General features: G+C 72.7%; 12 protein-coding genes. 8 read left to right on the top strand and 4 right to left on the bottom strand.

The genetic code is table 11. The features are described 5' to 3' along the window. Positions 1–7: 7 nt before the first annotated feature. Positions 8–832: a formate dehydrogenase accessory sulfurtransferase FdhD gene (gene fdhD, locus ACLJQM_RS28885; protein WP_360781392.1), complete on the bottom strand. Its 825-nt coding sequence runs from the start codon at positions 830–832 to the stop codon at positions 8–10. 102 nt (positions 833–934) lie between these two features. On the opposite strand from fdhD, the gene ACLJQM_RS28890 reads away from it, so the two are divergent. From ACLJQM_RS28890 to ACLJQM_RS28910, 5 genes are all read left to right on the top strand, one after another. Beyond that, a complete protein-coding gene (locus tag ACLJQM_RS28890) occupies positions 935–2,290 on the top strand; it encodes an OFA family MFS transporter (RefSeq protein ID WP_410633482.1) in 1,356 nt (451 codons plus the stop codon). Next, positions 2,290–2,418, top strand: coding sequence for a hypothetical protein (locus ACLJQM_RS28895; RefSeq protein ID WP_360781388.1), 129 nt, complete (start codon positions 2,290–2,292; stop codon positions 2,416–2,418). Before ACLJQM_RS28890 ends, ACLJQM_RS28895 begins: the two co-directional genes overlap by 1 nt. Continuing rightward, positions 2,415–3,167, top strand: a complete 753-nt coding sequence (locus ACLJQM_RS28900) for an SDR family NAD(P)-dependent oxidoreductase (RefSeq protein ID WP_410633483.1) — start codon at positions 2,415–2,417, stop codon at positions 3,165–3,167. The genes ACLJQM_RS28895 and ACLJQM_RS28900 overlap by 4 nt, the downstream gene beginning before the upstream one ends. 49 nt (positions 3,168–3,216) lie before the next feature. Continuing rightward, entirely contained in the window at positions 3,217–4,629 is a 1,413-nt protein-coding gene (locus ACLJQM_RS28905) for an LCP family protein (protein ID WP_360781384.1), read from the top strand. A gap of 278 nt (positions 4,630–4,907) precedes the next feature. Continuing rightward, entirely contained in the window at positions 4,908–5,483 is a 576-nt protein-coding gene (locus ACLJQM_RS28910) for a hypothetical protein (RefSeq protein WP_410633484.1), read from the top strand. Between the two features lie 4 nt (positions 5,484–5,487). On the opposite strand, the gene ACLJQM_RS28915 is transcribed toward ACLJQM_RS28910, so the two are convergent. Genes ACLJQM_RS28915 through ACLJQM_RS28925 form a run of 3 tightly spaced genes read right to left on the bottom strand, consistent with a single transcriptional unit; the run spans position 5,488 to position 14,067 of the window. Then, on the bottom strand, positions 5,488–5,706 hold the full coding sequence (locus ACLJQM_RS28915; protein ID WP_360781380.1) for an MbtH family protein: 219 nt from the start codon (positions 5,704–5,706) through the stop codon (positions 5,488–5,490). Positions 5,707–5,716: 10 nt separating this feature from the next. Continuing rightward, the gene (locus tag ACLJQM_RS28920) at positions 5,717–7,054 is read right to left on the bottom strand and encodes a KamA family radical SAM protein (protein WP_410633485.1); all 1,338 of its coding nucleotides are present in this window, start codon (positions 7,052–7,054) and stop codon (positions 5,717–5,719) included. A 5-nt stretch (positions 7,055–7,059) separates the two neighbouring features. Then, positions 7,060–14,067 carry an amino acid adenylation domain-containing protein gene (locus tag ACLJQM_RS28925; RefSeq protein WP_410633486.1) on the bottom strand — a complete coding sequence of 2,336 codons (7,008 nt, stop codon included), beginning with the start codon at positions 14,065–14,067 and terminating at the stop codon, positions 7,060–7,062. Between the two features lie 218 nt (positions 14,068–14,285). Here ACLJQM_RS28925 and ACLJQM_RS28930 point away from each other — a divergent pair, with 218 nt between their 5' ends. Genes ACLJQM_RS28930 through ACLJQM_RS28940 form a run of 3 tightly spaced genes read left to right on the top strand, consistent with a single transcriptional unit; the run spans position 14,286 to position 16,403 of the window. Next, positions 14,286–14,561 carry a phosphopantetheine-binding protein gene (locus ACLJQM_RS28930; protein WP_360781375.1) on the top strand — a complete coding sequence of 92 codons (276 nt, stop codon included), beginning with the start codon at positions 14,286–14,288 and terminating at the stop codon, positions 14,559–14,561. Further along, positions 14,561–16,132, top strand: coding sequence for a class I SAM-dependent methyltransferase (locus tag ACLJQM_RS28935; protein ID WP_410633487.1), 1,572 nt, complete (start codon positions 14,561–14,563; stop codon positions 16,130–16,132). The genes ACLJQM_RS28930 and ACLJQM_RS28935 overlap by 1 nt, the downstream gene beginning before the upstream one ends. 13 nt (positions 16,133–16,145) lie before the next feature. Further along, complete coding sequence (locus ACLJQM_RS28940) at positions 16,146–16,403, top strand: phosphopantetheine-binding protein (protein WP_360781371.1); 258 nt, start codon at positions 16,146–16,148, stop codon at positions 16,401–16,403. The last annotated feature ends 10 nt before the right edge of the window (positions 16,404–16,413 follow it).

Here is a 16,413-nt window from a genome sequence, read left to right on the forward strand (position 1 = left end):
GGCGGCGTCAGACCAGAACGCGGTGGTCGCCGGTGTAGAGGTTCATCGAGTCGCCGCGCAGGAAGCCGATGAGCGTCATGCCGTTCTCCTCGGCCAGCTCGACCGCCAGTGACGACGGCGCGGACACCGCGGCCAGCAGTCCGATGCCCGCCATCGCGGCCTTCTGCACCAGCTCGAACGACGCGCGCCCGGACACCAGGAGGCCGTGGCCCGGCGCGGGGATGCGGTCTTCGAGGACGGCCCAGCCGAGCACCTTGTCGACCGCGTTGTGCCGGCCGACGTCTTCGCGGACGACCGCGAGGTCGCCGTCCGGGGTGAACAGCGCCGCCGCGTGCAGGCCGCCGGTGCTGGCGAACACCTTCTGCCGGGCGCGCAGCGCGTCCGGCAGGGCGGCCAGCGTCCCGGTCTTCACGGCGAAGGCCGCTTCGGCGGGGGAGAAGCGGGTCTTGAGCTTGACCGCGTCGAGCGCGGCCTTGCCGCAGACACCACACGAAGAGGTGGTGTAGAAGTTGCGCTCGACGCCGGTGTCCGGCGGGGCCACCCCGGCGGCCAGCGCGATGTCGAGGACGTTGTAGGTGTTGCGGCCCTGGTCGTCGACGCCGTCGCAGTAGCGCGCCACCGCGATGTCTTCACGGCCACCGATCACGCCTTCCGACAGCAGGAAGCCGTGGGCCAGCTCGACGTCGTTGCCCGGGGTGCGCATGGTGACGGCCAGCGCCTTGCCGCCGACCCGCAGCTCCAGGGGCTCTTCGGCGGCGAGCGCGTCGGGGCGGCGCCGGTCCCCGGTCGCGGAAATCCGCCGCACCGGCCTGCGCACGGTCACCCTGCCCATCTGCACACCTTTCGCCGCCCGAAAGTTCGACACCCGTATGGTGCAACACCGGGTATTTAGTAATACATTCCCTCCATCATCCCCAGAGTACGGAGGGAACCGATGGCTCTCGGCTTCCTGGACCGATCCCGGATCGTGGCACCGCCGACGTGGACGCGCTGGCTGGTGCCGCCGGCGGCCCTCTCGGTGCACCTGTCGATCGGGCAGGCCTACGCGTGGAGCGTGTTCAAGTCTCCGCTCGAGAAGACGATGCACCTGAACGGTACGCAGAGCTCGCTGCCGTTCCAGCTCGGCATCGTCATGCTCGGGCTGTCCGCGGCCTTCGGCGGCACGCTCGTGGAGAAGAACGGCCCGCGCTGGGCCATGTTCGTCTCGATGTGCTGCTTCGCCACCGGGTTCCTCGTCTCCGCCCTCGGCGTGGCGACCGGGCAGTTCTGGCTGGTCGTCCTCGGCTACGGCGGGATCGGCGGCGTCGGGCTCGGCATCGGCTACATCTCGCCGGTGTCCACGCTGATCAAGTGGTTCCCGGACCGGCCGGGCATGGCCACCGGCATCGCGATCATGGGCTTCGGCGGCGGTGCGCTGATCGCGACACCATGGTCGTCGTCGATGCTCGGCACTTCGCCGACCACCGGCACCATCGCGACGGCTTTCCTGATCCACGGCGTCGTCTACGCGGTGTTCATGTCGATGGGGTGGCTCCTCGTGCGCGTCCCGGCCGACGACTGGAAGCCGGACGGCTGGGAGCCGAAGACCGATCACGGCAAGGCGATGATCAGCACCGCGAACGTCTCGGCCGCCAACGCGATCAAGACGCCGCAGTTCTGGTGCCTGTGGGTCATCCTGTGCTTCAACGTCACCGCGGGCATCGGGATCCTGGAGAAGGCGTCGCCGATGCTCAGGGACTTCTTCTTTTCCGAGAACACCTCGACACCAGCCGCCCTGGCTTCGGCGACCGGGTTCGTCGCGCTGCTGTCACTGTTCAACATGCTCGGCCGGTTCGTCTGGTCGTCCACTTCGGACCTGGTCGGGCGCAAGAACATCTACCGCACCTACCTCGGCGCCGGCGCGGTGCTGTACCTGGTGATCGCGCTCACGGAGAACTCGTCGAAGCTCGTGTTCATCCTGTGCGCGATGGTGATCCTGTCCTTCTACGGCGGCGGGTTCGCGACGGTCCCGGCGTACCTGAAGGACCTCTTCGGCACCTACCAGGTCGGCGCGATCCACGGCAGGCTGCTCACCGCGTGGTCGGTGGCCGGCGTGCTCGGCCCGCTGATCGTCAACCGGATCGCCGACAGCCAGAAGGCGGCGGGCAAGTCCGGCCCGGCGCTGTACGAGCTGTCCTTCTACATCATGATCGGCCTGCTGGTGGTCGGCTTCGTGGCGAACGAGCTGGTCCGGCCGGTCAAGGAGAAGTACCACGAGCCGGTCGCCGCGGCCGCGAGGAGTGAGGCGTGATGAGCGAGCCTTCGACGTCGAAGCCCAACCGGGTGCCGCTGATCGTGCTGACCTGGGCGTGGGTCGTGCTGCCGTTCGGGTACGGCGTGTACCAGCTGTTCCTGAAGCTGGTACAGCTCTTCGGATGAGCAACGGAGTTCTCGTCACCGGCGCTTCCCGCGGCATCGGGCGCGCGGTGGCCACGGCGTTCGCGGCGCGGGGTGACCGGGTGGCCGTCCACTACGGACACCGCGCCGCGGATGCCGAAGAAACGCTTTCGCGCCTGTCCGGCTCGGGGCACCTGCTGGTCAGCGGCGATCTCGCCGACCCGGAGGCGGCGCGGCGGATCGCCGACGCCGCCGAGGCCGGGCTCGGCGGCGTCGACGTGCTGGTCAACAACGCCGCCGTCGCGACGTCGGCGGAAACCGCGCACCCGGTCGGCGAAGTGTCCTACGTGGACTGGCAGCGGATCTGGCGGCGCACCCTCGACGTCAACCTCGTGGGCGCCGCCAACCTGAGCTACTGCGTCGCCCGGCACCTCATCGGGCGCGGCGCGCCCGGCCGGATCGTCAACATCGGGTCGCGCGGGGCGTTCAAGGGCGAGCCCGACCACCCGGCGTACGGCGCGAGCAAGGCTGCGCTGCACTCGCTGGGCCAGTCGCTCGCGGTCTCCCTGGCGCCGCACGGCATCTCCGTGACCTCGGTCGCGCCCGGCTTCACCGCCACCGAGCGGGTGGCGGACCGGATCGACGACGCCCTGCGCGCGCAGAGCCCGTTCGGCCGGGTCGGCACGCCCGAAGAGGTCGCCGCGGCCGTCGTCTACCTGGCCTCCGCCGAGGCGACCTGGGCGTCCGGCGCGATCCTCGACCTCAACGGCGCCTCCCACCTGCGCATGTGACCTGCCTCACGCGTGCAGCAGCCGGCGCGCGGGACACGTCGGTAGGGGCGTGCACCCACTGGGCAAGATCGTCGTCTCCGGGCTGGCGCTGGTCGTCTTCTGCGGCACCGCGTACGGCTACGTGAACCTCCAGGCCCTCGACGAGGTCACGCGCGACAGCGTGATCGACGCCGACGGCGGGACCGCCCCCGGGGAGCAGCCCGCCGACGGCTCGCTCGACGTCCTGCTCGTCGGCCGGGACGCCCGCACCGACCCGCAGGGCAAGCCGCTCTCGCCGGACGTGCTGCGGGAACTGCGGGTCGGCCCCAACGGCGACGACCTCACCGACACCCTGATCGTGCTGCGGATCCCGAACGGGACGAAGCAGGTGAAAGCGTTTTCCATCCCGCGCGACAGCTTCGTGTCGATGCCCGGCGGCAAGGGCAAGATCAACGCCGCCTTCGGGCGCGCGAAGGCCGCCGAGGCGCGGCGGCTGCGTACGGCGGGCGAGACCGACAAGGCGAAGATCGACCAGGGCGCCCTCACGGCCGCGCGCCGCGCGACGCGGCAGGCCGTCGAGGACCTCACCGGCGTCAAGATCGACCACTTCGCCGAAGTCAACCTGCTCAGCTTCTCCGAGATCAGCAAGGCGATCGGCGGCGTCGACGTCTGCCTCAACGCGGCCACCCAGGACCGGAACTCGGGCGCGGACTTCCCGGCCGGGCGGCAGCGGATCTCGGGCGCGGACGCGCTCGCCTTCGTCCGGCAGCGCGACAACCTGCGCGGCGGGGACTTCGACCGCGTCCGGCGCCAGCAGGTCTTCCTCGCCGGGCTGGCGAGGCAGGTGCTTTCCGCGGGCACGCTGGGCGACCCGGGGAAGCTCTCGGGCCTCATCGACGCGGTGAAGCGTTCGGTGGTGCTCGACTCGTCGTGGAACCTGCTCGACTTCGTGTCCCAGATGCGCGGGGTCAGCGGCGGCGGCATCCAGTTCGAGACGATCCCCGTCGTCAACCCGGACTACCGCTACGACCCGGCCGACCGCCGGCTGACGGCCGTGCAGGTCGACCCGGCCGCGGTCAAGGCGTTCGCGGCGAACCTGATCGGCCCGGTCGCGCCACCGCCGTCGCCGGGCCAGGGGCCGGGGCCGACCGTCGACGTCACCAACGCGGGCCCGCGGGAAGGGCTCGCGGCGCGCGTGTCCGGTGTGCTGCGCGACAAGGGGTTCACCCCCGGCGCGACCGGCAACACGGCCTCGCGCCGGACGTCGGTGGTCCGGTTCGGCGCCGATCTCGCGGACCGCGGCGCCGAGGTGGCGAAGCTGCTGGGCGGGCTGACGACGCAGGAGTCCGCGTCGGTGCCCGCCGGGCACATCGAGGTCGTGCTCGGCACGGTGTACGCGGGCCCCGGCGCGGCCGGCGGCGGGGGTGCCCCGGCCGCCGCCGCCGACCCGATCACGTCGGACGGGGTCGTCTGCGTGAATTGACGGAGCACGGCGCACGATTCGTGAAATCGCGCGAAGTTTTTCCCTGAAGCCACGCAATGTTGTTTTCCGCCGACCGGACCACGGCGGACCACGCGGGTGAGTGGTCTTGACGCTGCCTGCCTGGTGAGGCAGTGTGCGGTGACCGTCAGCGGCAGCACCGCGCGGCGGACCGGAAAAGATCACCGGACCGGTGGCGAACCGGAAAGTCGATTTCAGGAAATAAGGAAAGTCCGGAACTTATGCGCTCCAGCGTTGCCCGCGGAGGGTGGCTCCTTCCGGTGCTCGCTTCCGCCGTTCTGTGCGCCGGGTGCCAGTCGGCGTCCGCCGCGGCGCACTACCCCGAGTCGATCGACGCCTGCAAGCTGCCCGGCCCGGACACCCGCGACCGGCTGGCCCCGGGCACCGTCGAAGTCCCGCCGGACTCGGTCAAGACGGCCGACGCCAAGGTCGTGCCGCAGGACCGCTCGACCGAGGGCAACGAACTCACCGGCTGCAAGCGCCTGTTCGCCCGCGACCTCGGCGGCGGGAAGCCCAACATGCAGGACTACCGGGTCGTCACGATCGCCGTCGTGCGGTTCACCGACGCCGACACGGCCAACGCCGCGTCCCAGGCCACCCAGCTGATGACCGACGCGCTGGGCGACCACTCGGGCGTCCGGCTCGCGACCGGCGTCGGCGACGAGGCCGGCTTCTCCGAGCAGTGGGCCGCCGTCCGCTCCGGCAACGTCGTACTGGGCATCGCCATCGCCGACGGCGGCACGGAGGCGGCGCTGATCCGCCCGGCGGCCCTCGACGACGTCCAGGCCGTGGTCACCGAGATGACCGGCACCCTGCAGCGCGACTACCGCGGCTGAGAAGCTACGAAAGCGGGCCTTCCATGGCCCGGACGAGGCTCTTCGGGCGCAGATCGGTCCAGTGCTCCGCCACGTAGGCGAGGCAGTCGTTCCGCGACGCGGCCGGGTACGCGGTCGTCCACCCGGCCGGGACCGCCTTGGCCGACGGCCACAGCGAGTGCTGGCCCTCGTCGTTGACCAGGACCAGGAACCGGCCTTCGGGGTCGTCGAACGGATTGCTCATCGGCACTCCTTCAGATCGGTGGCAGGCCGCGGAAGAACTCCCCGTCGCTCTCCGAACGGGGAACCAGCTGGTCCCACCAGGTCGCGGCCGGGTCGAACCGCGCGAAGAACGGGCGGCCGACCAAGTTCTCGTCGCGGGCGCGAAGCAGCTGGAGGACGAAGACCCGCTCGGCGCCGAGGTCGGCCACGCCCGAGACGAGGACCTTCCCGAGCGAGGTGGACATGACCGGCCCGCGGGCGGTGCGGCCCAGGCCGCTCACCCGCCGGACGGCCGCGTGGTGGATGTCGACGGCGCGGGCCAGCGGCACCTGGTAGTACTCCCGCGCCCCGGTGTCCCGCTCCACGAACAGGTAGTAGGGCACGATCGAGAGGCTCACCTCGTCCTGCCACAGCGTCGCCCAGGTGGCGGCGTCGTCGTTCACGTGCCGGATCAGCGGCGCCTGTGAGCGCAGGACCGCGCCGGTCGCCAGCAGCCGTTCGACGGCCTGCCGGGCCGGCTTCGTGGCGAGTTCGCGCGGGTGGGACAAGTGCAGCATCAGCGCCAGGTGGCGACCGGACCGCACCACCCGCTCGAAGAGGCGGAGCAGGTGGTCGCCGTCCGGCGCGTCGAGGAACCGGTACGGCCAGAACGACAGGGCCTTGGTGCCGATGCGGATGGTGCGCACGTGTGCGTAGTCCGGCGCCAGCAGCGGCTCGAGGTAGCGGGCCAGCAGTTCGGTCCGCATGACCAGCGGGTCGCCACCGGTGATGAGCACGTCGGTGACTTCGGGGTGCCGGTCCAGGTACGCGGTCATCTCGCCGGGGTCGCCGAGGGCGAACCGCAGATCCGGCCGTCCGACGAACTGCGCCCAGCGGAAGCAGTAACCGCAGTAGCTGTGGCACGTCTGGCCCTGGCGGGGGAAGACCAGCACGGTGTCCCGGTACTTGTGCTGGATCCCGGTGCCGCCCGGGCCGTCGAGGCCGGGCAAGTTGCGGGTCAGCTGGTCGCCGGGGTGGGGGTTGAGGCGGTCCCGGACGTCGTCGACGACCTTCCTCAGCTGTGCGCGGTCCCCGGCGCGGAGCACGTCGGCCACCGCGGCGAAGTCCCCGGGGCCGAGCATGTCCCGGTGCGGCAGGGTCATCCGGTAGATCGGGTCCCCGGCCGGGTCGGTCCAATCGATCAGCTCGTCGAGGACGTACGAGCTGACCTTGAAGGGCAGCACCTGCGAGACGACCGTCACCGCCTCGGCCAGCTCGGGATCCTTCGTCCGGTCGAGGACGAGGTCCCGGAGCCGCTGCCCGGACAGCACACCGGGCGCCGCGGCGGACCGCTCCGGCGGCGGAAAGCCGCCCTGCGTGACGGAAGACACCTGTGTCACCTCCGAGGCCGGGAAGGGGAGAGCCGGGTCCGGATTTCCGCCGCCAGCGCCCGGACGTGGGGTGGCCGGACCATCGTCATGTGATCACCCGGCACGCGGCCGAGGACCAGCTCGCCGTGGGTGCGCTGCCGCCAGGCGGCCACGTCCACCGGACGGCGGGGTGCCGCGCCCGGATCGTCGGCGAGGAACAGGTGGACGCCGGACCGCAGCCGGTCCGCCGGCCGGTACTCGGCCGCGGCCCGCGCGTTGGCCGTGAACACGGAGATCATCCGGCGCAGCGCGCCGGCCGAGTCGCGCTGGGGCAGCAGGCCCAGCGAGGTGGCCGCTTCGGCCAGGATCGGCAGGCGGCGGCTTTCGCCGAGCAGCAGGAGGGCTTCGGCGTCCAAGCCGAGGTAGCGCGCGAACGTGACCTCGTCCGGTTCCGGGACCGGGGGCGACTCGGATGCACTGTGCCCTCCGCCGTACGCCTGGGAGTCGATCGCGGCGACGAACCCGATCTCCTCGCCTTCCCGCTCCAGGCGGAGCGCGATCTCGAAGGCGACGTTCCCGCCGAACGACCAGCCGGCGATGAAGTAGGGCCCGGCCGGCTGGATCTTCCGGATGTCGGTGAGGTAATGGCCGGCCATTTCCCCGATCGTCCGCAACGGCTCGCCGTCCGTGCCGGAGCCGACCGCTTCCAGCCCGAAGACGGGACCCGGCCGGCCGAGCTCCCGGGCCAGCGGGAGGTAGCAGGCCACCTCGCCGGACTGGGGATGGACGAGGAACAGCGGTGGGGCGGTGCCCGGCCCCGTGGTGAGCGGCACGGCCAGCGTGGGGGAACCGCGGTGGGCGGCCGGCATCAACGCGGCCATCCGCTCCACCGTCGGGGCGTGGAAGATCGAGCTCAAGGGGAGCCGGACGTCGAACTCCCGGTTCACCAGGTCGATCAGTTCCGCGGCCTTGAGGGAGTGACCGCCGAGGTCGAAGAAATCGTCCCGCGCGTCCACCTGAACGCCGAGCACCTGTTGCCACACGCGCGCCAGGTGGAGTTCTTCGCCGGTGCGGGGGGTCGCGCGCGGGCCGGGAAGACCGTTCGACGCGGGATCGGGCAGGCGCTTCCGGTCGATCTTCCCGTTCCGGGTCAGGGGCAGCCGGTCCAAGACGACGTAGCGGCTGGGCACCAGCTGGGCGGGCAGCAAGCCGGCGGCGAAGGAGCGCACGTCGGAGATCGGGCAGGCGGCGTCTTCGAGCACCAGGTAGCCGACCAGCTCGGGGCCGGTACCGGTGTCCCGGACGTCGGCGGCCGCGACCGCGACGGCGGGGTGACGTCCCAGCGTCACGGCCACTTCCCCGAGTTCGACCCGGACCCCGCGCACCTTCACCTGGTCGTCGGTGCGGCCGTGGAACTCCAGCGAGCCGTCGTTGCGCCGGCGTGCGAGGTCGCCGGTCCGGTACATCCGCTCGCCGGGCGGCCCCCAGGGATCGGGCAGGAACGCCGCCGCGGTCGCGGCGGCGTCGCCGAAGTAGCCCCGGGCCAGCCCCGGGCCCGCCAGGTAGAGCTCACCGACGACACCCGTGGGCACCGGGTTCAGGCGGTGGTCGAGGACGTGGCACCGCATGTCCGGGATCGGCCGTCCGATCGGGACCGGTCCGGCCGGGGGCGGGTCGGCCACCCGGTGGAACGTGGCCGTGACGGTGCCTTCGGTCGGGCCGTACTGGTGGACGAACGCCACCTGCGGGCCCAGTGCCCGGGCCGCTTCGGCGAGTTCCCCGGTGAGGAGTTCGCCGCTCACCGAGATCCGCCGGAGGCGGGGCAGGCCGTCCGGGCAGGTGTGGTGGGCCGCGCGGGCGAGCGCGGTCAGCAACGACGGCACGACGGACAGCAGCGCCGTCGCCTGCGCGGCGGCGGCGAGGGTCAGGATCGCGTCGGGGTCCTTGCCGTCCTCGTCGGGCAGGAGCACGAGGTGAGCGCCGGTGAGCAGCGGTCCGAACAGGTCCTTCACCGACGCGTCGAAAGCGGGCGAGGCCGTCCCGAGGACGACGTCGTCCTCGCCCAGCTCGAATTCCCGGTGCAGGAAAGCCAGGTAGTTCAGCGCGCCGCGGTGCGTGGCCGCGATCGCCTTCGGCCGGCCGGTGGACCCGGACGTGAAGTAGATCGCCGCCAGGTTCGACGGCAGGCACGGTACCAGCGGCGGGCGGCGGGGATCGGCCGCGCACTGTCCGATGTGGACGATCTCGATGCCCGGTTCCACGGCAGGCAAGGCGATCCCGGGCTCGGTCAGGAGAAGGGTGGCTTCGCTGGTGCGGACCATGGTGGACAGCCGCTCGGCCGGGAAACCGGGGTCCAGGGGGACGCAGGTCCCGCCGGCGAGGAGAACGCCGAGCGTCGCGGCGATCTGCGCGGGTGAGCGCGGCAGCAGGATCGCCACCCGGAATTCCGGTGCACCACAACGGGAGTGCACGGCCCCGGCGATCGACGTGGCCCACCGTTCGAGCTCCCGGTAGGTCCAGCTCCGGGCGCCGAGGGACACGGCGGTCCGGTCCGGGGTGCGCCCGGCCTGCTCGGCGAACAGGGTGTGCAGGCACTGGTCCGGTGCCGCGGCCCCGAGCGCGCTCGGAGCCGGATCTTCGTTGCGGGGCAGGGGAACTTCGGACACGCGAAGCCCCGGGTTCGCGGCGAACCCCGTGAGCACGCCCCGGTACTGAGCGACGATCCGCTCGATCGTCGCCCGCTCGAAAAGGGCGCTGCGGTACTGGACCGAGCCGCTCAGCTCGTGTCCGTCCACCCCGGCGGTGAACGTGAGGTCGAACTTGACGGCCCGGGTCTCGACGGGCTCTTCGGTCACCGTCAGGCCGGGGAACCCGAGCCGGGGCGGCGGGACGTCCCGGGAGACCAGCAGCACCCGGAAGAGCGGGTGGACCCCGGGCGAGCGCGGTGGGTTGAGGTGTTCCACGACGCGTTCGAACGGCACGTCCTGGTGGGCGTAGGCGTCGAGGTTCGCCGAGTGCACGCGGGCGACCAGGTCGGTGAACCGCGGGTCGTCCGCGGTGCTCGCCCGCAGCACCACGGTGTTCACGAAAAAGCCGACGACGTCGTCGAAGGCGGGGTCGGTCCGCGCGGCGACCGGGGTGCCGACGGGGATGTCGGTGCCGGCGCCGAGCCGGGTGAGCAAGGCCGCCAGCGCGGCGTGGAGGAGCGTGAAGAGCGTGGTCCCCCACGCTTCCGCCAGCTCGCGCAAGTGCCGGTACTCGCGTTCGTCCAGCCGGAACCGGACCGTGCCCCCGTGGTCGCGGTCTTCGCGGCCGGGCCCGCCGGCGTGATCGACCGGGAGCGGGATCTGCGTCGGCAGCTCCCGCAACCGCTTCTCCCAGAAGGCCAGCTGCGCCTCGCCCGGGCCTTGCGGGCGGAGGACCTCCTGCTGCCGGAGGGCGTAGTCGGCGTACTGGACGGGCAACGGGGTGAACCCGGGCGCCCGGCCGCGACCACGCGCGGCATAGGCGGCGGCCAGATCCCGCACCAGCGGGGCGATGGACCACCCGTCGCCGGCGATGTGGTGCAGCAGCAGCAACAGCACGTGGTCGAGGTCGCCGAGCCGGAACAGCCAGACGCGCAGCGGGAGGTCCGCGGCCAGGTCGAACGGTGACCGCGCCGCGTCCGTCACCAGACCGGCGAGCTCGTGCTCGCCGGCCGCCACGACGGTGAACGGCCACGTCGCCGCGGCCGGGGCGACGATTTCCTGGACCGGCGCACCGCCGCGGTCGGGGAACCTGGTCCGGAGGCTCTCGTGCCGGGCGACCACGTCACCGACGGCGGCACGCAGCGCGTCCGGATCGAGTGCGCCCCGGAAACGCAAGGCGAACGGGAGGTTGTAATCGGCGCCGGCACCGGAAAGGCGCTGGAGGAACCACAGCCGCCGCTGCCCCGGGGACAGCGGAAGCTCTGCCGGCCGTGGAGGCGGCGTGCGAGCAGCCTGTCTCGCCGGCGAGACGGCGGGGGACAAGGCGGCCACGTGGGCGGAGAAGGCCTCGAGCTCCGAGTTGCGGAAAAGGCTTTCCGGCTGGGCGCTCACCCCGAATTCGGCGCCGACGAGGACCAGCAGCCGCAACGCGGTCAGGGAGTCCCCGCCGAGCCGGAAGAAGTCGTCGCCGGTTCCGGCGGGCCGGTGGAGCACGCGCTCCCAGAGGCCGGCCATCCGCCGGACGTGCGCGGTTAGCCGCTCGTCCCGCGGACCGGGCGCCACCCGCCCGCCGGTCAGCGCGGCCACGTCCACCTTCCCGTTGGGGGTCAGCGGCATGGCGTCCGCCAAGACCAGCCGGTGCGGCCGCAGGGCCGCCGGCAGCGTGTCGCGGATCCATCGGCGCAGCTCCTCTTCCAGCTCCGCGCGGTCGTCCCGCGCCGGGCGCACCACCGCGACGAGCCGCCGGTCGCCGGGCCCGGCGTCCTCGACGAGCACCCGGGCGGACGAGACACCGGCGTGCGCCCGCAACGCGGCCTCGAGCTCCCCCGTCTCGATCCGGACACCCCGGATTTTGACCTGCTGATCACGGCGTTCCACGAAGTCGACGGCGCCGTCGGGGAGGAGGCGGCCGAAGTCGCCGGTCGCGTACCTCCGCCGCCCGGGACGCGCGGGGTCGGCCACGAAGCGCTCCGCGGTCCGCGCGGGATCGCCGAGGTACCCGCGAGCCACGCCGCTGCCGCCGACGAAGATTTCGCCGACGTGGCCGGGTTTCGCGGGTGTCCCGTCCGCGTCGAGCACGGCCAGCGAGCCGCCGGCCGTCGCGTGGCCGATGGGCACCGAGCCCCGTGAGCTCCGGGCGGCGAGCGGCCCGCACGCGGCGACCACCGTCGTCTCGGTCGGGCCGTAGAGGTGCCACCGGACCTGTCCGGCGGGATCGCCGAGGCGGTCCACGGCGGCGGGGTCCAGCACGTCCCCGCCGATCATGAGCTGACGCAGCCGGCGCAGCGCCTCGCGGCTGCGCGGGTGCCGCGTCAGCTCGGCGAAGGTGCCGCTGACGACCAACGCGACGGTGGCCCGTTCGAACAGGTCCGCGTACTGGTCCGGACCGGGGGACCGGCCGGACGGGACGACCACGGAAGCGCCGGACAGCAAGGGACACCACAGTTCGAGCACGGCGGCGTCGAACGCGGTCGACGCGTGGTGGGCGACCCGATCGCCCGGTGCCACCGCGAAGGGCTGATCGGGGTCGGTCAGCCGGCACACCGACGCGTGCTCGATCAGCACGCCCTTCGGCCGGCCCGTCGATCCGGAGGTGTAGATGACGTAGGCGAGGTCTTCGCCGCCGGCCGCCGGGAGCGGCTCGACCGGCTCGGCGGTCCGGGCCGTCCCGATGTCCAAGGCGAGCGCGCCGAACCGGCCGTCGTCGCCCGGGGCGTCGACGACGACGGTCGCGGCGCCGGAGTCACGGAGGAGAGCCGAGGTGCGGGCGAGCGGCCATTCGCCGTCGAGCGGCAGGTAGCAGGCACCGGCTTTGAGCACGCCGAGGGCCGCCTCGGCGAAGCCGATCCCGCGCGGCAGGGAAAGACCCACGACGTCACCCCGGCGAACGCCACGACGGCCCAGGGCCGCGGCGATCCGGTCGGACCGGAGGTCGAGCTCGCCGTAGGTGCACCACCGATCGGCCTCGACCACCGCGAGGCGGTGCGGACCGGCCGCGGCCCGGAGCCGGAACCGTTCGTGGATCGTCGCCGGGCGGCGCTCCGGGGCGCCCGCGGCCGGGAGCGCGGCGGTGTCCGGTGCCGTGGTCACGGCCGTCAGCAGGGCGATGTGGTCTTCACCGATCATCCGGATGTACCGCTCGTCGTACTCGGACTCGTCGTAGTCGATGATCAGGTCCGGATCATCGGGACCGTCCGGGACGTTGACCCTCAAGGCGTACTTGGCGACGGGGTGCGGGACGGCGAGCTTCGCGGCCGGGTGGCCGCCGAACCGCGGCCTGGGGTGGTCCGCACCGCGCGGATCGACGATCACCTGGAACAGCGGGGTTTCGGCGCCGCTTCGGGGGACACCGGCGAGCCGGACCACCTCGCTGAACGGCAGGCGTTCGTGCTCGATCGCACCGAACAGCGCTTCCACCGCTTCCGTGAGCACCGACGCCAGAGTGGCGCCGGGTGCGATCCGGACGCGCACGGGCAGCGGGTTCGTGAACAGGCCGACCGACCGCTCCGAGCCCGGTTCGCCCCGGTTCGCCGCCGGAACGCCGAGCACGACGTCGGACGTGCCGAGGTGGCGCGCCAGGGTCACGGCGAACGCGCCCAGGTGGGCGGCGAAGGGGGTGACGCCGAGGTCGCGGGCGACCGCGGCCAGTTCGCCGACGAGAGCCGGTGACACGGGGAGCACCAGCCGGTTCGCCGGCCGCTGGGCCTCCGGCGCACGGCCGCGGACGGCGGGCAACGCGCTCCGCGCGGGTGCGTCCGCCAAGGTTCGCTTCCAGAATTCGCGGTGACCCCGCGCGCCGGCCGACCACCGGCGTTCGGCGGCCGCGAACACGCGGTAGCCCGGGCCCGCGGGGTCCAGGGATCCGCCGCGCAGCAAGCGGTCCCACTCGTCGAAGAGCACCCTTGACGACCAGCCGTCGGCGATCAGGTGGTGGCACAGGAGAGCCAGGTAGGTCACCCGGCCGGTCCCGCCCACCAGGCAGCGCCACAGCGGCGGGCGGTCGAGGGCGAACGGGACCGCGACCGCCTCGGCGACCCGATCGCGGAACTCCCCCTCGTGGTCGCCGCCGGGGGTCAAGCCGACCCACTGCGGCTCGGCCACGCACTCCGGGTGGATCCGCTGCCACAGACCGGCTTCGTCGAGTTCGAACGTCGTGCGCAGGGCTTCGTGCCGCTCGACGAGCACCCGCAGCGTCGAGCGCAGCTCGGCCGTGCCGAGGTCGCCGTCGATCCGGAGCACCTCCGGCATGGTGTACGCCGCCGCTTCGCCGCCGACGGCTTCGCCGAGCCACAACTGGGTTTGCAGTTCCGAGGCGGGAACCCGGGAATCGGATCTGTTGGTGCCCATGGGAAATCTCTACCGTGGGCCGGCGAGTCCGGGCAACGGCCGCGATCCGCCCGGGAGCCGGTCTCCCGGTGGTAGCGTCGCCCGCGGCGCGATCGCCGCGCAGGAAAGAAAACCCGGAAGACGTCGCTGCCCGCGTCCACGGAGCAGTTCCCGGCGCGAGCGCTGCCGATCGCTTCTCCGGTGAGACCACGCAGCCAGCCGAGCCATCGGGGGGAACCGTGCCGCAGGACCCAAGACACGAGCTCGAAGCCACCGTCGCGCGCATCTGGCAGGACGTCCTCGACGTGCCGTCGGTCGGAACCGGGGACCACTTCTTCAAGCTGGGCGGGCATTCCCTGCAGGCGATGACGGTGATCGTGCGTGTTCGCAACGAGATCGGCGGCCGGGTCGGGCTCGCCGACATCCTCCGGGCGCCCGTGCTCGGCGAGTTCGTCGAACTCGTTTCCACCCGGACGAACCACTCGTCCGGCGTCGCGGTGGAAGAGGCTCCCTGATGGTGACCCGGGCACCGCGAAGCGCCGCGTCGGCGACGCCTGCGACCGAGGCCATGCGCCGGTTGTTCCTGCACCAGGACGGCTTCGCGATCGCCACCGCCTTCAGCGGGCTCGACGCCGCCGGTGCGCTCGAGCCGGTGCTGGCGGGCCGGGTCGTGTCCCTGGGTGACATGGCAGCCGGCACGGCGTCGTACCCGGCCGTGCTGGCGTTCGTCCGGGCCGGCGAGTCCGCGGGATGGCTGCGGGTGGGGCCCGGGTGGCCGGGCCCGGGCACGCCGGTTTCGCTGGCCGCGGCGATGGCGGGCGGGGCGCCGCTGACCGAACTCTACGTCGCGAGCCACCGTCAGGTCGCGGACCGGCTCCGGGACGCCGACTGGGCCGACGACGACAGCGTGGTTTCCGCGGCCGCGGAAACCCTGGCCGGTCTCGAGGCGGCTCGCACCCGGGTGCACCGGAGCGGGGCGCTGACCGAAGCGGAGCGGACGATCGCCGGCTTCCACCTGGAAGGTCTCGTGGCGGCGGTGGTGCTGCCCAGGCTCGCGGCGCGGACCGGGGAAGACCCGCCCGGACCGGCGTATTCGAGTGTGCTCCGGTTCCTGGGTTTCGAAGACGGCAGGAACGGACCGACCCGGCTCGGTGAAGCCGGGACCTTCTTCCGGCCCGTCTACGGGCTCATCGGCTCCTACGCGCGGTCGCTGCTGGCCTTCCCGGACTGGCTGCGGGCCACCGCCCCGATCACCCCGGCCCGGGTCAACGACCTGGTGGACCGGCGCCTCAACGTGCTCGCCAGCGGTGCGGCGCACAAGTCCTACTTCGCGACGGCCGACCAGCTCGTCCGCCGGTTGTTCGACGAGGCGCCGCCGGCCGCGCAGCCCCGCGCCATCGTGGACGTCGGCTGCGGGGACGGCTCGTGGCTGCGGCGGACGTACGAGACGATCGTCCGGACGACCACGCGGGGAAAGAACCTGGAGCGCTTCCCGCTCGGCCTGGTCGGTGTCGACGTCGACCGCCGTGCGCTCGACGTCGCACGGACCGAGTCGGCCGGGTGGCCCGCCATCTTCGTCGAAGGGGATGTCGGGGCACCGCGGCGGATCTGCTCGGACGTCGCGGCCGCGACCGGCTACGACCCCGAAGAGGTGCTGCACGTCCGGGCGTTCGTCGACCACAACCGGCGCATCCTCGCCGAAAGCGTTCCCGGAATTCGGCCCGCTCCGGCGGCCGTGTCGGCGCCGGTGTGCACCGATGACGCGGGACGGCTGGTGGCGCCCGAAGCACTCGAGGAAAGCTGGCGGGAGCACTACGCCGGCTGGCGCGCCGCTTCCGCCCGCCACGGCATGGTCGTCGTCGAGGGGCACGTTCTGCCGCCCGCGGAAATCCTGCGCCGCCGGGGAAGCGTGCACGCGCTGGCCTTCGAGCTCTACCACAGCCTGTCCGGGCAGTCGCCCCTCGACTGGCCCGGCTACCAGCGCGTGGTCCGGAGTGCCGGGCTCCGGACCACGACCGCGCCGAGCACCTACCCGCGCCACCACGTCCCGGCGACCAGCATCCAGCACCTGGTGGCCGACAGCTGAAAGGGGACTGCCCGTGAGCGACGCCGAGGCCGGATTCCGCCGCCGGGTGTTCGAGATCGCCGCGGAGGCGCTCGAATGCGAATCGGTCCGGGGGAGCGAGAACTTCTTCGAGCGCGGCGGCGATTCGATGACGATCGTGCGGTTCTGCGACGGTGTCGAGCAGTCCCTCGGGGTGCCGGTGCCGCTGGACCTGGCTTGGGACAGCCCGGATTTCGCGTCCCTCGCCGAAGCGGTCGAGCGCCGCGCGGAGTCCGCACGGACGAGCTCGTAGGGCCGGCCGG

Source organism: Amycolatopsis sp. cmx-4-83 (genome assembly GCF_046548815.1).
GTDB classification, from domain to species: Bacteria; Actinomycetota; Actinomycetes; order Mycobacteriales; family Pseudonocardiaceae; genus Amycolatopsis; species Amycolatopsis pretoriensis_A.

What these genes read in the sequence shown, in the direction of transcription:
- fdhD (WP_360781392.1), bottom strand. Translation starts at nt 832, where the DNA reads ATGGGCAGGGTGACCGTGCGCAGGCCGGTGCGGCGGATTTCCGCGACC.
- ACLJQM_RS28890 (WP_410633482.1), top strand. Translation starts at nt 935, where the DNA reads ATGGCTCTCGGCTTCCTGGACCGATCCCGGATCGTGGCACCGCCGACG.
- ACLJQM_RS28895 (WP_360781388.1), top strand. Translation starts at nt 2,290, where the DNA reads ATGAGCGAGCCTTCGACGTCGAAGCCCAACCGGGTGCCGCTGATCGTG.
- ACLJQM_RS28900 (WP_410633483.1), top strand. Translation starts at nt 2,415, where the DNA reads ATGAGCAACGGAGTTCTCGTCACCGGCGCTTCCCGCGGCATCGGGCGC.
- ACLJQM_RS28915 (WP_360781380.1), bottom strand. Translation starts at nt 5,706, where the DNA reads ATGAGCAATCCGTTCGACGACCCCGAAGGCCGGTTCCTGGTCCTGGTC.
- ACLJQM_RS28925 (WP_410633486.1), bottom strand. Translation starts at nt 14,067, where the DNA reads ATGGGCACCAACAGATCCGATTCCCGGGTTCCCGCCTCGGAACTGCAA.
- ACLJQM_RS28935 (WP_410633487.1), top strand. Translation starts at nt 14,561, where the DNA reads ATGGTGACCCGGGCACCGCGAAGCGCCGCGTCGGCGACGCCTGCGACC.